The organism is Halomonas sp. LES1, assembly GCF_031846005.1.
Taxonomy (GTDB): Bacteria; Pseudomonadota; Gammaproteobacteria; order Pseudomonadales; family Halomonadaceae; genus Halomonas.
On record NZ_JAVRGC010000006.1, the window covers coordinates 28708 to 42806 of the forward strand.

Annotated in this window: 12 protein-coding genes; 9 read left to right on the top strand and 3 right to left on the bottom strand. The window is 61.5% G+C overall.

Annotated elements, in window-relative coordinates; all coding sequences use genetic code 11:
• The first annotated feature begins 86 nt into the window (after positions 1–86).
• Complete coding sequence (locus tag RM463_RS12965; RefSeq protein ID WP_311430244.1) at positions 87–929, top strand: 3-keto-5-aminohexanoate cleavage protein; 843 nt, start codon at positions 87–89, stop codon at positions 927–929.
• A gap of 34 nt (positions 930–963) precedes the next feature.
• On the opposite strand, the gene RM463_RS12970 is transcribed toward RM463_RS12965, so the two are convergent.
• Entirely contained in the window at positions 964–2673 is a 1710-nt protein-coding gene (locus RM463_RS12970) for a sigma-54-dependent Fis family transcriptional regulator (protein WP_311430245.1), read from the bottom strand.
• 318 nt (positions 2674–2991) lie between these two features.
• Here RM463_RS12970 and RM463_RS12975 point away from each other — a divergent pair, with 318 nt between their 5' ends.
• The 7 genes from RM463_RS12975 (at position 2992) to RM463_RS13005 (ending at position 10266) form a co-directional block, all read left to right on the top strand.
• The gene (locus tag RM463_RS12975) at positions 2992–3372 is read left to right on the top strand and encodes a cytochrome c (protein WP_311430246.1); all 381 of its coding nucleotides are present in this window, start codon (positions 2992–2994) and stop codon (positions 3370–3372) included.
• 4 nt (positions 3373–3376) lie between these two features.
• A complete protein-coding gene (locus tag RM463_RS12980) occupies positions 3377–3922 on the top strand; it encodes a hypothetical protein (RefSeq protein ID WP_311430247.1) in 546 nt (181 codons plus the stop codon).
• A 32-nt stretch (positions 3923–3954) separates the two neighbouring features.
• Positions 3955–5505: an FAD-binding oxidoreductase gene (locus tag RM463_RS12985; RefSeq protein WP_311430248.1), complete on the top strand. Its 1551-nt coding sequence runs from the start codon at positions 3955–3957 to the stop codon at positions 5503–5505.
• Between the two features lie 190 nt (positions 5506–5695).
• Positions 5696–6571 carry an MBL fold metallo-hydrolase gene (locus RM463_RS12990; RefSeq protein WP_311430249.1) on the top strand — a complete coding sequence of 292 codons (876 nt, stop codon included), beginning with the start codon at positions 5696–5698 and terminating at the stop codon, positions 6569–6571.
• Between the two features lie 67 nt (positions 6572–6638).
• A complete protein-coding gene (locus RM463_RS12995; RefSeq protein WP_311430250.1) occupies positions 6639–8105 on the top strand; it encodes an aldehyde dehydrogenase family protein in 1467 nt (488 codons plus the stop codon).
• 69 nt (positions 8106–8174) lie between these two features.
• Positions 8175–9089 carry a transporter gene (locus RM463_RS13000; protein ID WP_311430251.1) on the top strand — a complete coding sequence of 305 codons (915 nt, stop codon included), beginning with the start codon at positions 8175–8177 and terminating at the stop codon, positions 9087–9089.
• Between the two features lie 88 nt (positions 9090–9177).
• Complete coding sequence (locus RM463_RS13005; protein ID WP_311430252.1) at positions 9178–10266, top strand: NAD(P)-dependent alcohol dehydrogenase; 1089 nt, start codon at positions 9178–9180, stop codon at positions 10264–10266.
• A 255-nt stretch (positions 10267–10521) separates the two neighbouring features.
• Here the strand turns inward: RM463_RS13005 and RM463_RS13010 are convergent, their stop codons facing one another.
• Positions 10522–11529, bottom strand: coding sequence for a porin (locus RM463_RS13010; RefSeq protein ID WP_311430253.1), 1008 nt, complete (start codon positions 11527–11529; stop codon positions 10522–10524).
• Positions 11530–11716: 187 nt separating this feature from the next.
• A complete protein-coding gene (locus RM463_RS13015) occupies positions 11717–12625 on the bottom strand; it encodes an MBL fold metallo-hydrolase (RefSeq protein ID WP_311430254.1) in 909 nt (302 codons plus the stop codon).
• Positions 12626–13069: 444 nt separating this feature from the next.
• Between RM463_RS13015 and RM463_RS13020 the strand changes: the two genes are divergently transcribed.
• A complete protein-coding gene (locus RM463_RS13020) occupies positions 13070–14098 on the top strand; it encodes a TRAP transporter substrate-binding protein (protein WP_311430255.1) in 1029 nt (342 codons plus the stop codon).
• Position 14099 lies beyond the last annotated feature (1 nt).

Consider the following 14099-nt stretch of genomic DNA (forward strand, 5'->3'; position numbering starts at 1 on the left):
GCGCCGGCCACTAGCCTAGAGGGGGAACGGTTCCCCCTTCCAACACTGCCCCCCATGCACTTTCGATATAAGAAAAAGAGGTCACCATGTCCAAACCCTGCATTATCTGTGTTGCGATCACCGGCAGCCTGCCGCGCAAGGAAAACAACCCCGCCGTGCCGATCACCGTCACGGAGCAGATCGAGAGCACCCAGGCGGCCTTCGAGGCCGGCGCTACCATCGCCCACTGTCATGTGCGCAACGACGACCAGACGCCCAGCTCCGACCCGGAGAAGTTCGGTCGCCTGCTGGAGGGGCTGAACAAGCACTGCCCTGGCATGATCGTGCAGCTCTCCACCGGTGGTCGTTCAGGGGACGGCGAGGAGCGCGGCGGCATGCTGCCGCTAAAGCCCGATATGGCCAGCCTCTCGGTGGGCTCCAACAACTTCCCCAATCGCGTCTACGATAACCCGCCGCAGCTGGTCGACTGGCTCGCCGATGAGATGCTCAAGTATGACATCAAGCCCGAGATCGAGGCCTTCGATCTGTCGCATATCCACCAGGCGGTGAGCCTCTCCAAGCAGGGCAAGCTCAAGGCGCCGCTCTATGTGCAGTTCGTGATGGGGGTAAAGAACGCGATGCCGGCGGACAAGCCCACCTTCGATTTCTATATCGAGACCCTCAAGCGGCTGGCGCCCGACGCCCAGTGGTGTGGTGCCGGCATCGGTGCCAACCAGTACCTGCTCAACGAGTGGTCGATCGCCGCCGGCGGTCATACCCGCACCGGGCTCGAGGACAACGTGCGTCTCGATCGCGATAGCCTCGCCCCCTCAAATGCGGCCCTGGTCGAGCGTGCGGTGGCGCTGTGCGAGAGGTACGAGCGTCCGGTGGCCAGCTGGCAGCAGGCCCGCGAGATTCTTGGACTTTCAATGCCTTCAGGGTCGCCCTGAAAATGAACCGGAGATAACGATGCCCGGCCCGGCCTCAGCGTAGGTCGTACTTCTTCAAACGGTAGGCGTAGGCGGGACGTGTCATGCCCAGCCGGCGGGCGGCGGCGGCAATATTGCCCTCGCTTTCCTCCTGGGCCGCGATCAGCACCTCTCGCTCGATATCCTCGAGGGTCAGCCCGGCATCGAACAGGGCCTGGATATGTTGCCGGGGTGTGTCCTCCGAGTCAGGGATCTCTGTCGACGCCTCGAGTCGGCCCCGGTCGTTGAGTCCTTGCCCTTTCTCCTTTTGCAGCGTGGGGACTCGGTAGTCGCCGAACAGTGCCCGTTCGGTGATATGTTTCTGGTCGGCGGTGAGAATCACTCCACGTTCGATGGTGTTCTTCAATTCACGCACGTTGCCGGGCCAGGTGTACTGAGCCATGGCCGAGCGGGCCTGGTCGGAGAAGCCCAAGGTGCGGCGCTGATAGTGGTGCTCGCAGCTGGCGAGGAAGTGGTCGGCCAGAGTGGGAATATCCTCGAGACGGTCGCGCAGGGGCGGTACCGTCAGCGTAAAGGCATTGAGTCGAAAGAACAGGTCACGCCGGAAGGCTCCCTCCGCGACCCGCTGGTGCAGATCGTTGTGGGTGGCCGCGACTACCCGCACATCTACCTCCCTCACGTCCTGGCCACCGACACGTTCGATCTGGTGCTCCTGCAGGGCACGGAGCAGGGCGGCCTGGGCACGGGGAGAAAGCTCGGCCAGCTCGTCGAGGAACAGGGTGCCGCCGTGGGCCCGCTCGAAGCGCCCGAGGCGTGACTGTACCGCGCCGGTATAGGCTCCCTTCTCGACACCAAATAGCTCAGACTCGATCAGTTCCGGCGGAATGGCGGCGCAGTTGACGGCGACAAAGGGGCCCTTGGCACGCAGGCTCTGTTCGTGAAGGCGCCGAGCCAGGATCTCCTTGCCGGTGCCGGTCTCTCCGAGCAGCAACACCGGCACTTCCGAGACGGCTGCACTGTCGAGCATCGTCAACATTTCTCGAAAGGCGGGTGCCGAACCGATGGGACCCCAGTCATCGTCGGGCCGCTGATGGGTGAGGTCTCCCTCCAGGGTCGCAACCCGCGCCTGCAGCTCGTAAAGCTCATCGATCAGTGGGGCTTCACGCAGGAGGGAGGAGAAGGCCTTATGGTCGGACCACTCCTCGGCCAGCTTGCCGATGATCCGGCACCGGGCGTCGCCGCAGCCCAGGCACTCCACTTCTCGATACTGCACCTCGCGTCCCAGCAGCTGGGTGGCATAACCCGAGGCGTACCCCAGTAGCGTCCAGCACACCGGCGCGCTCTGTACGCCACGAGAACGCCACACCTCAACCTCGAACGAGCCCTGCCAGATGAACTCGCTGTAGAACCGGCCGGCTTCCAGATCGATATCCAGCTGGCCTGGTACTGCCTTGACGTGGCCCAGCAGCGCGTGAAGCTGTGGGCCAGCCAGGAAGCTGTCGTGCAGCCCCAGTTGCCTGCCGCGCAGTGACTCGCCGAGCTCGGCATCCTGCAGGCCGGAGTAGTAGCCCAGGCGGATGAAGACGCCACGGGCGCGCTCCGCTCCCAGGGTGGACACCAGCTCATTACGAAAGAACGCCGACGCCTGCAGCGACATCAGCAACATGCGTTGCTCGCCCAACCAGACCTGCCCCTCCTCCGGAAGGAAACGCAGGGCGTCCATCAGGTCGCGGGCGCTGGGGTACTGGGGAGTGCTGGCAGTCATGAGTCACTCGTCGACAAGTCGCAATGCCAGGATATCACCCAGGCAGTATCAGGAGGTGACGCCCTGGGGTGATGATTTAGGCAATGATGAGCAAATGGTTAACCGATATTAGCGAACGTATGTTCGTATTGCGAATGAATGTTTGCGTGTAATTCGCCTAATGCCTTGATTACCCATGGTTTTACAGTTTCGGCATGGTTCTTGACAGGTAAATAGGGCTGGAGTCCGCTGATAACCTTTTGATTAGACTAAAGTCTAGGGGTGGTTGGAGGCTCTATCGACGGCAAGCCCATAACGACCAGACGGGTGACATTGACCATGAAAAACATAACAAGGGTGCTTTCCCGGCACCTCTCCCCAGTGACGATCGGGGCACTGACCCTGTTCGGCTCTCTGCTGCTCCCCTCCGTGGCGGCGGCAGAGAGTGAAACCGATATGCGTGAACCCGCCGAAGTCTACCGGCAGGTCTGTTCCCACTGCCACGAAACGGACGTCGCCAACAAGGTGGCTCCGATCACCATGGCATTCCCCGAAGTGGCCCATGAGGCGCGTGGAAACTATATCCGTATGACGGTACGCAACGGCCGAGCCGCCATGCCGTCCTTCCGCGAAGCCAAGATCAGCGACCCTGAGCTGGAGGCGCTGATCCAGGCATTGATGGGCGGCGATCTGGCGCCCGCCGCGGATAGCGAGGAGTAGCGCCATGAAGCTGACACGGCGACAACTCATGAAGAATGGCCTGCTGTTGGGCGCCTCCGTGCCGCTCTCGCTGGGGGCCGCCTGGGCCTCCGATGTCGGCCTTGCTGATGATCCGGCACATGGCTCGATCAGCCTCTTCGGTGTCGATCGCTCCACGACCGAGCTAGGTCAGGGGTTGCGTCAGCAGGGCTGGACGCCGCGCTATGAAGGTCGTCTCGACCCGTTAGCGCTGAATGCACAGCCCGCCGGCGCGCTGGCGACTGGATTTACCGATGAGGCGGGCCTGGTACTGCTGACCAGTCTACTGGCCGGTCGCGGCCGAGTGCTGGCGTTGGGGCGACATGACGCGGGACAGCATCGCCTGCTGAGCCATCGCGGTCCCATCGCGGCGCCGTTGGCGGTAGATGCGGGCAGCTGGCAAGCCGCACTGGGGCGTGAATATGCCCGCCTGGCAACGGCCTCGGGTAGCGCGCGCCATAGCCAAGACATCAGGCGTCCGTACGGTGAGTCCGTCAGTGCCACCGAGCTGAGCTTCCTGGTTCGGCTGTAAGCCCCCGATCACAATAATCGAGAGACGACTTCATGAGCACCACACAGCGAATTCTTCCCAAGGGCGTGTCCGAAGCTGACTTCGACGCTGCCCTCGTTCGGTTCCGCGAGATTCTCGGGGCCGATAGTGTCCTGACCGAAGGCGACCAGCTCGCGCCCTATACCAAGATCATGATGGCCGGCGACGACAAGGACTACATCCCTTCCGCGGCGCTGCTGCCCACCACTACCGAGCAGGTTCAGGGCATCGTGCGCACCTGTAACGAGTACAAGGTACCGATCTGGACCATCTCCACCGGCAAGAACCTGGGCTACGGCAGCGCCGCCCCCGGCGAGACCGGCCAGGTGATCCTCGATATGCACCGCATGAACCAGATTCTCGATGTCGATCCCGAGGTCTGCACGGCACTGCTCGAGCCCGGCGTGACCTATCAGCAGCTCTACGACTACATCAAGGAGAACGACCTCAAGCTGTGGCTGGATCCGCCGGCTCCTTCGGCCATCGCAGGCCCCGTGGGCAATACCCTGGACCGCGGTGTGGGCTATACACCCTATGGTGAACACTTCATGTTCCAGTGTGGCATGGAGGTGGTGCTGGCCAACGGTGAGGTGGTACGCACCGGCATGGGAGGCATCGAGAACTCCAGCTCCTGGCAGGTGTTCAAGTGGGGCTATGGTCCCTATATCGACGGCCTTTTTACCCAGTCCAACTACGGCATCGTGACCAAGATGGGCCTGTGGCTGATGCCCGAGCCCCCGGCCTATCGTCCCTTCGTTATCCAGTACGACGACCTGGAGGATATCGAGGAGATCGTTGATGTTCTGCGCCCGCTGCGCATTGCCCAGATCATCCCCAATGCGGTGGTGATTGTGCACACCCTCTGGGATGCGGGGACTCATGTGCAGCGCAAGACCTACTACGAGGGTAGTGACTCCATCCCGCGCGAGGCCATCGAGCGCATCAAGCAGGATGAGGGCGTCGGCGAGTGGAACGTCTACGCGGCGCTATACGGCACCCCCGAGCAGATTGACGTCAACTGGAAGATCGTCGAGCAGGCCTTCGGAAAGAGTGGCAAGGCCAAGATCATGTACGGCGAGGAGGCCGAGAAACGAGGCGGTGGCTTCGAGTATCGTGCGGCCCTGATGAGGGGGGATATGAACCTTCAGGAGTTCGGCCTCTATAACTGGCGTGGGGGTGGTGGCTCCATGTGGTTTGCGCCGGTCTCCCAGGCGAAGGGCAGCGAGACCAAGGATCAGACCGAGCTGGCTCAGAAGATCCTCGGCAAGTACGGCTTCGATTACGTGGCAAAGTACATCGTCGGCTGGCGCGACATGCACCATGTCATCGACCTACTTTACAACCGCGAGGATCCGGAAGAGACCCAGCGGGCCCATGACTGCTTCGCCGAGCTGATCGATGAGTTCGCCAAGCGTGGCTACGGTCTCTACCGCACGAACACCGAGTTCATGGAGCAGGTCGCGGGGACGTTCGGCGAGCCACTGCGTGAGGTGCACAAGACGCTGAAGAATGCTTTGGATCCCAATGGCATCCTGTCGCCGGGTAAGTCGGGCATCCGCTCCTGATCAGCGGTCGAGTCACACGGGCCACCCTCGGCGTGGTGGCCTGCACACATCAAAGCACAATAGAAACGGTAAACCCCATATGCCCATGCACTTTCCCCTGAAACCACTGGTACCGATGGTCCTGGTTGGCTTGTTGGGCGGCCAGTCCGTGCTGGCCGCGGAACCGGAATCTGCCGCCAGCAACGCAACGATGTCCAGTAATACCACCGTGGTGATGCTGGGCACCGGCACGCCGGTGCTCAAGCATGAGCGCGCCGGTCAGGCCATCCTGGTGGTGGTCGACAAGGAGATGTATCTGTTCGATGCCGGTCCGGGGTTCGTCAGGAACTTCGATGCGCTCTCCGGGAAGGACTTCATGCCCGAGGATATCTACTTCAGCAACGACTCCGTCTACGGCGAGATGAACAAGGTGTTCGTCACTCATCTGGACTCGGATCATGTGATGGGCATGCCGGAGCTGATGCTGCGTCCCTGGATCATGGGGCGCAGCGAGCCGATGAAGGTGATCGGGCCCAAGGGGGTCGAGGCCATGACCACCAATATCCTGGAGGCCTATGTCGATGATATCGACCATCGCCTGCATGGCACCCAGCCGGCCAACCCGGATGGCTTCAATGTCGATGTCACCGAGATCAGCGAGACCCAGGTGGTGCATCAGGACGACAAGGTGACCATCACCGCCTTCAAGGTGCCCCACGGCAGCTGGGAGGACGGCATGGCGTTCGGCTACCGGGTGGAGACACCCGAGAAGACGGTAGTCATCAGCGGCGACACGCGCCACGAGGAGGCGCTCTATGAGCACTTCGAGGGCGCCGATATCCTGATCCATGAGGTCATGAGTGAGGGTGGTGTTCACCAGCTGCCACAGGATTGGCAGGACTACATGTACCACGCCCATACCAGCACCAAGCAGCTGGCCGAGATCGGCGATGCCATTGAGCCGGAGCTGCTGGTGATGACTCATCCCCTGCTTTTCGGGCAGACCGATGAGCAGCTTCGCGAAGAGATGGCCGGCTATTACGACGGTAATTTCGTACTGGCCTCGGACCTGGCGATCTACGACTGAGGCCGGTCTTCACTCATACATCGCGATGGTCCTGACGCCATCGTGATCCTCCAGGAGGAATCAAGAGATGACGGAACGTTACAGTGACTTCCATCTGCAACCCATCGCCGGCGAGTGGCGCGAGGGAGCGAGCGAGCGCAGCGCAAGGGTGACCAACCCCTTCGATGACAGCGAGCTGCTCGAGATTCGCCTGGCCGACCGCAATGACCTGGATGCCGCCTATCTGTCGGCGGAGAAGGCCCAGGCCGAGTGGGCGGCGACGCCGCCGGCGGAGCGCGCCGGCCTGATGCATCGCGTGGTCGAGATCTTCGACGCCCGCAAGGAGGAAATCATCGACTGGCTGATCCGCGAGTCGGGTAGCACCCGGCTCAAGGCCAACGTCGAGTGGGGTGCGGCGCGCGGCATCACGCTGGAAGCCGCCAGCATGCCGGGTCGCGTGCATGGCATGACCCTGGCCTCCAACGTGCCGGGCAAGGAGAACCGCGTCTATCGCAAGCCGCTGGGCGTGGTGGGGGTGATCAGCCCCTGGAACTTTCCGCTGCACCTGTCGCAGCGTTCCATCGCCCCGGCGCTGGCGCTGGGCAACGCCGTGGTGGTCAAGCCGGCCAGCGACACGCCGGTGTGCGGTGGCCTGCTGCTGGCGCGCATCTTCGAGGAAGCCGGCCTGCCCAAGGGGCTGCTCTCCGTGGTGGTGGGGGCCGGCAGCGAGATCGGCGACGCCTTCGTCGAGCATCGCGTACCGCGCATGATCTCCTTCACCGGCTCGACCCCGGTGGGGCGTCGCATCGGTGGCATCTGCAGCGGCGGTGAACACATCAAGAAGGTGGCCCTGGAGCTTGGTGGCAACAGCCCCTTCGTGGTGCTTGATGACGCCGATATCGAACAGGCCGTCAACGCCGCTGCGATGGGCAAGTTCCTGCACCAGGGGCAGATCTGCATGGCGGTTAACCGCATCATCGTCGATGCGTCGCGCTACGACGAGTTCGTCGAGCGCTTCGTGGCCAAGGTCAAGGGACTCAAGGTCGGTGATCCCGATGATATGGCCACCGTGGTTGGCCCGATCATCAACGCCAAGCAGCGCGAGGGGCTGGAGGAGAAGATCGCCATCGCCAGGCAGGAGGGAGCCACCGTGCTGTTCGAGGGCGAGGTCGAGGGCCAGCTGGTGCCGCCTCATGTGTTCGGCGATGTCACCCCCGACATGGAGATCAGCCGCGAGGAGATCTTCGGCCCGCTGGTCGGCATCCAGAAGGCGCGTGACGAGGCGCATGCCCTGGAGCTGGCCAACTCGTGCGAGTATGGCCTCTCCAGCGCGGTGTTCACCGCCGACCTGGCGCGCGGGGCGCGATTCGCCCAGGGCGTCAAGGCGGGTATGACTCACGTCAACGACATGCCGGTCAACGATGAGGCTCATGTGCCCTTCGGCGGTGAGAAGAACTCTGGCCTGGGTCGTTTCAACGGCGACTGGGCCATCGAGGAGTTCACCACTGATCAGTGGATCAGTGTACAGCATGCGCCGCGCGGCTATCCCTTCTGATTCTACGTCGCCTATAACGCCTGCCCCGCGGCAAGCGGGGTCAGGCCATGCCAATAACAGAGACAATGCATGATGACATTCAAGAACAGTATCCGGCTGTCGGCCCTGTTGGGGGCTGGCCTTGTCGCCACGCCTGCACTGGCCGTGAACGGCCACTATGTGCCGGGAATCGAGGGGCTTAGCGCAACGAGCTTGCCACCCGAGGGCCTCTACTACCGTGGCTACCTGATGCACTATGACATCGACAGCTTCAATGATCAGAGCGGGGATGCGGCACCTGGTCGTAATAGTGGCTCGGTCAACGCCTTGGCGCACCGCTTTATCTGGGTGACCGACCAGCGGTTCCTGGGAGCCGACTACGGGGTGGAGGCGATCGTGCCGATGCTCGATCTCGAGTTTGACCTCGATGTCGCTGGCGGGCGTCGCTTCGATGACGATGGTATCGGTGATCTTTTCATCGGCCCGGTGATCCTGGGCTGGCACGGCGAGCAGTGGGATGCCACCTTTGCCGCCGGCCACTGGTTCGACACCGCCGACTTTGACCGCCATAACCCGGCGTCGGTAGGCAAGGGCTACGGTACCACCATGCTGACCCTGGGCGGTGCCTGGCACTTCGATGCCGAGCGTCGCTGGAATTTCTCGGCGTTGTCACGCTACGAGATCAAGACCGAGCAGGACGCTACCGGCATTACCCCCGGCGATAGCTGGCTGGTGGAGTGGGGCTTCGGTCATCGACTGGACAGCGGCCTGGAACTCGGCCTGGTGGGCTACGACGCCTGGCAGCTCGAGGCAGATGACGGCGCAGCGATCGGCGCCAAGGCAGAGCGCCACGCCATTGGCGCCGAGGCGGGTTACCTCTGGCCCCAGGCCGGGGTGATGCTCAAGGGTGCCGTCTACCATGAGTACGATGCCGAGGCCGGTGGATTGAAGGGGCTCGAAAGCGAGGGCGATGCTATCCGCCTGCAGCTGACCAAGTTCTTCTGAGGCAAGGCGGCGTGGAGGCGCCTCGTACACTGATGGCACTCTAATGCCCCGCCGGACCGGCGGGGCCTTCCGATGAAGGAGACTATCCATGCAGATTCAAGCGGCAGTTACCGCCGAACAGGGCAGCGACTTTCAATGGCAATCGGTCGAACTGGCCGAGCCCGCCCTGGGCGAGGTGCGGGTGCGCATCGTGGCCACCGGTGTCTGTCATACCGATGCCGTGGCCCGCGACCTGGGGATCGCCCCATTCCCCATCGTGCTGGGGCATGAGGGAGCCGGCGTAGTCGAGGCCCTCGGCGAGGGCGTGACCGGGCTCGAGGTGGGCGATCATGTGGTGCTGTCGTTTGCCCATTGCGGTAGCTGCGGACACTGCCTGACCGGGCATCCTACCGTTTGCGACACCTTTAATGACTTGAACTTCGGTGGCGCCATGGACGATGGCAGCCACCGTATCGCCCGGGGTGACGAGGCGCTGGCGACCTTCTTTGGCCAGTCGTCCTTTGCCAGTCACGCCGTGGTCAATGCCCGCAATGCGGTCAAGGTCGACCCCGAGGTGGATCTGGCGCTGCTCGGTCCGCTGGGCTGCGGCATCCAGACCGGTGCAGGTACCGTGCTCAACCGGCTCAAGCCCGAGTTCGGCTCCAGCCTGGTGGTCTACGGCTGTGGTGCCGTGGGGCTATCCGCCATCATGGCGGCACGCATCGCCGGTTGCCACCAGATCATCGCGGTGGATGTTCACGACAGCCGTCTCGAGCTCGCCCGGGAGTTGGGGGCGACCCATGCCATCAACGGCCAGAATGAGGATACCCTCGAGCGGGTACGCGAGATCACCGGTGGCGGCAGCAACTTCGCGCTGGAGACCACCGGTGTGCCCATGGTGGTGCGCCAGTCACTACAGGCGCTGCGCCCGCTGGGTGTCTCGGCCATCGTCGGCGTCACCCCCGAGGTGACGCTCGATGTGCACCAGGACCTGATGGCCGAGGGCAAGTCGATGATCGGCGTGATCGAGGGTGACTCGGTGCCGCGGGTGTTCATTCCGCAGCTGGTGGCCTACTTCAAGGAGGGGCGCTTTCCCTTCGACAGGCTGGTCAGGTTCTATGCGCCGGAGCAGATCAACCAGGCCTTCGAGGACTCGGCGAACGGCACCACCGTCAAGCCGGTGCTGAAGATCGGATAGTATTGTGCCCCGCTGCATGGCGCCAGTCGTGCGTGGCCTGGTGCAGGGTGATGATCTTGTTGAGAGTCTGGATCCCTGCACTGGCAATACCGGTTTCATGCACATCGAGTGACATGGCGGTCTCGGGAGCAGCCTGCTTCGTGAACTGAACTGGGATAGCTCTACCTGAGCCCTGTCTTCTAAGACGACTTCGTAAATAGCGTCAGCTCTTCCCGGTGTCATCGGTTTGGATGACGGGCACCATGCGGCGTGCACTTAAAACTTCATGCTGATACCGCCTGCGATATTGTCATGGGCTTCTTCGTACTGGCCCGTCTCCAGAAAGAGGGTGGTGTTCTCGCCGAGGTGGTACTTGATGTCCGCGACGACGACCCGCTCATTCAGTGCCTCGTTATCATCGTGGCGCTTCTCGGCGTAGCCTAGACTTGTCGTCCAGCGATTGGTCAGGTCGTAGGTGACATTTGTCCCATAGGAATCGAAGTCGCCGGTAGGATGGTCTCGGTTGATTTCGTAGATGCCTGCCAGGTCCAGGCGCCCGAGTTCATGGCTCAGCGACGCCACCGAGCGGTGATAGTCATCGTCCGTGGGTAGCTGTTCGGCATTGGTGATGACGTGACCGATGCCTGCCTTGAGGCCTTCGGCGTTGTTATACACCAGTCGAGCGGCCCAGACATCCGAGTCTTTATTGTTGGCATCGTCCAGGGTCAGGCTAGTGCCTACGAAGCGGAAGCCTCCGCCGAACGTTGGCGATACATAGGCGATGACATCACTGGCCTGCTCCACCTGGCCGAAGATGGCGATGTCGCCGGTTTGGGCATGGAAGCGATTGTAGTAGTAGTTGTCGATCTCGGAGTAGAGTGCGTTCCACTGACCGGAGGGAATGCGGGGGGCAAACAGCAAGGAGCCATAATCGCTGATCAGTAACAATCTTGCCGTACGAATATAAATGTCGTCATCGGTGCCGCCGTTGGGATTGCCCGGCGTCCAGGTCAAGGCGTCATTGTCATTGACGGCGTTGGTGAAGTCGGCGACGAAGTCATAGCTGAGCTTGAGCGGGGTATCATCGAAGGTGAAAAGTCCGTCGAATCCCGCCTCCAGGCCAAAGGCCCAGGCATCGATGTCGCGGTCATCGACCTTGAGTGCGCCGGTCGCCAGTTCGCCCTTGAAATTGGGGCCGCTATGGGATTCTTGGGCCTGTGCCGGTCCGGCTAGGAGGATGACGCAAGAGAGGGGAGCAAGCCATAGGTGGGTGTGTTGCTGCATGGATGTATCCTTTGAGTAGTTTTTGTGATGTAAACGACAGGGGGGAGCTGGTGGGATTGTGGTTGCGGGGCCGCTCAGATCCGCAACTTCGGCCAGAGAGTCAACTCCCCGGCCGTAAGACGAATTCGAGTAGACACATCGGTGGCCACCGATGAACGCAAGTATCTTATAAACCTAGGATTCGAACTTATTTAAAGACATCCAGGTCATCGGCTAGTACCACGTCGCCGTCGTAGTCACGCTGGACTTCCTCGAGTGCTGACTCGATGGGGGCCCCGTAGTGCAGTACATGATAGAGCACCAGCAGGTCGGGCTGAGCGGCGTTCGCCAAGTCGGCCAGCTCGTCGGTCAGGGTATGAGCGTACTGATGATAGGCTTGCCACTGTTCCGGAAGCTCCTTCCAGCCGGAGTGACTGATGACCTCATGGATTAGGATATCGGCCTTTTCAGCTTGCCTTTCGACTTCCTCGTTGATCGAGGTGTCGCCGGAAATGACAATGGTCTTGTCGGGGGTTGTCACCTTATAGCCATAGGCCAAGTCCCAGTGTCCATGGGAGACGGGGAAGGCCTCGATCCTGATTCCATCCTCCTCGAACACCGTGCCCGGGGCGGTGATTTCGGTGACATCGGCATATGCCGCATCGGGGTTGGTGACCGGGCTCTTGTCCTTGAGCCGGGTCTCGGTGTCATCGGCCAGCATAGTATAGATGCCTTCGCTCATGGCCTGCGTGCCTTCAGGGCCGAAGACCTTGAGCTGATCCGTGCGGCGCCACCAGTAGGTGCCCAGCAATTCCGGGTAGTCCAGAACATGGTCGCTGTGCAGGTGAGTCAGAAAGAGGTGGTCGATATTGACGGGGCTTAGTGGAGCGATGTCGAGACGTTCGGCGGCCTGGGTCGCGCGTTCGATCACTCCGGCGCCGACATCGAAGACATAGGCCTCATCGTTGTAAATGACCGCGATACCGGCTCCCGCGCGCTCCCCATTGGGTACGGGGGTACCAGTACCCAGCATGACCACCTGCGTATCCGCAATAGCTGTGATGGAAGTACCTATTGCAAGTCCTGCTATCGCCATTGAGGTTAAGGTCTTTTTCATATTTATCCACCAAGAAGCGAATTATGGTTGTAGATTGAGATCGAAATGCATTTTGTACGCATAGCGAACCGTAGGTCGCTGTGCGTACATAAGGTTAGCATCATGTTGTCAAACGGCAACGAGACTAAAGTTGGAAATTTCTCCAGGCTTAATTTCAACAGTGGTCTCAGCAGAAATTGCGCTACTAAACTTTTCTGGCGGTATCAGCTCTCGGGTGATTGGGAAATGCCCTGCGAAAAACAATCGGTCCGGAGGTGGTGACCAACCACCCCCAGGCGATTTGAAACTGATACTACGAGGGTGTGGTTATGCTCGGAGTTGCTGGGGTAAGACTAAAGTCGCTTTTCGTGGCGCGGGCCAATGGTTTACTTTTGGCCTATTCTGCGAACTCATGTTCACTATGCGAACGACTGACGCAGCGACAACAATTCTCGGAGGATTACCATGAAAACCAAGTTCACCGCCTGCCTGCTGGTTGCGTCCATTGCCGGCCTGGCCGCGGCTTCTGCTCAATCGGCCACTACCCTGCGCATGGCCCACTTCTGGCCGGGTGCTTCGGGCATTAACCAGGATATCTTCGAGGAGTGGGCCGCAACCCTCGAGGAGGAGTCTGGGGGTGAGCTTAAGGTGGAGATGTTCCCCTCCGGTACGCTGGCCAAGCCAGACTCTCTCTATGAAGCGGCGTCCAAGGGAATCGCCGATATCAGTGCGACAGCGCAGGGCTATACCGCCGGTCGCTTCCCGCTGTCACAGATCGTGGAGTTGCCCGGGGTAGCGACCAGCGCGACCCAGGGGGCCTGTGTACTGCAGACGCTCTACGAGGACGGGCATCTGGACGATGAGTACGCTGACACCCGCCCGCTGTTCTTCTTTACCACCGGCCCCGGGGGGATTCACACCATCGATACCGAGGTGAAGGTGCCGGCTGACCTCGAGGGGCTGCGTATCCGTCGCCCCACCGCAGTGGCGGGAGAGATGCTCGAGAACATGGGGACAACCCCCGTGGGCATGCCGGCGCCGGATATCTACACCTCCATGCAGCGAGGTGTCATCGACGGTCTGAGCTTTCCGTGGGAGGGGCTAAAGGGCTTTCGTATCATTGAACTGGTCGAGTATCACACCGAGGTGCCGTTCTACACCCTGATCTTCGTGGCGACCATGAACCAGCGCGCCTACGACCGCCTTAGCCCAGAGCAGCAGGCGGTGATCGATGCCAACTCCGGAATGAAATGGGCAGAGAATGCGGGGACGGTATTCGACCGCCTCGACGTGGAGGGCAAGCAGGAGGCAAAGGCAGCGGGACATACCATCCGCGAGATCGAAAGCCCGCTGGAAAATGCGGACTGGCAGAAGCCGCTGCAGGACGGGATCGAGAGCTACCTGGACGAGCTCGAAGAGCGAGGACTGCCCGGTCGCGAGGTCTACGAGGCGGCCCTGGCCGCCAGCGCGTCCTGCGTCGCCGATCAGGGGTAAA

Coding starts and splice junctions, on each gene's coding strand:
- RM463_RS12985 (WP_311430248.1), top strand. CDS start 3,955: ATGAGCACCACACAGCGAATTCTTCCCAAGGGCGTGTCCGAAGCTGAC.
- RM463_RS12995 (WP_311430250.1), top strand. CDS start 6,639: ATGACGGAACGTTACAGTGACTTCCATCTGCAACCCATCGCCGGCGAG.
- RM463_RS12970 (WP_311430245.1), bottom strand. CDS start 2,673: ATGACTGCCAGCACTCCCCAGTACCCCAGCGCCCGCGACCTGATGGAC.
- RM463_RS12965 (WP_311430244.1), top strand. CDS start 87: ATGTCCAAACCCTGCATTATCTGTGTTGCGATCACCGGCAGCCTGCCG.
- RM463_RS12980 (WP_311430247.1), top strand. CDS start 3,377: ATGAAGCTGACACGGCGACAACTCATGAAGAATGGCCTGCTGTTGGGC.
- RM463_RS13010 (WP_311430253.1), bottom strand. CDS start 11,529: ATGCAGCAACACACCCACCTATGGCTTGCTCCCCTCTCTTGCGTCATC.
- RM463_RS13015 (WP_311430254.1), bottom strand. CDS start 12,625: ATGAAAAAGACCTTAACCTCAATGGCGATAGCAGGACTTGCAATAGGT.
- RM463_RS13000 (WP_311430251.1), top strand. CDS start 8,175: ATGATGACATTCAAGAACAGTATCCGGCTGTCGGCCCTGTTGGGGGCT.
- RM463_RS12990 (WP_311430249.1), top strand. CDS start 5,696: ATGTCCAGTAATACCACCGTGGTGATGCTGGGCACCGGCACGCCGGTG.
- RM463_RS12975 (WP_311430246.1), top strand. CDS start 2,992: ATGAAAAACATAACAAGGGTGCTTTCCCGGCACCTCTCCCCAGTGACG.
- RM463_RS13020 (WP_311430255.1), top strand. CDS start 13,070: ATGAAAACCAAGTTCACCGCCTGCCTGCTGGTTGCGTCCATTGCCGGC.
- RM463_RS13005 (WP_311430252.1), top strand. CDS start 9,178: ATGCAGATTCAAGCGGCAGTTACCGCCGAACAGGGCAGCGACTTTCAA.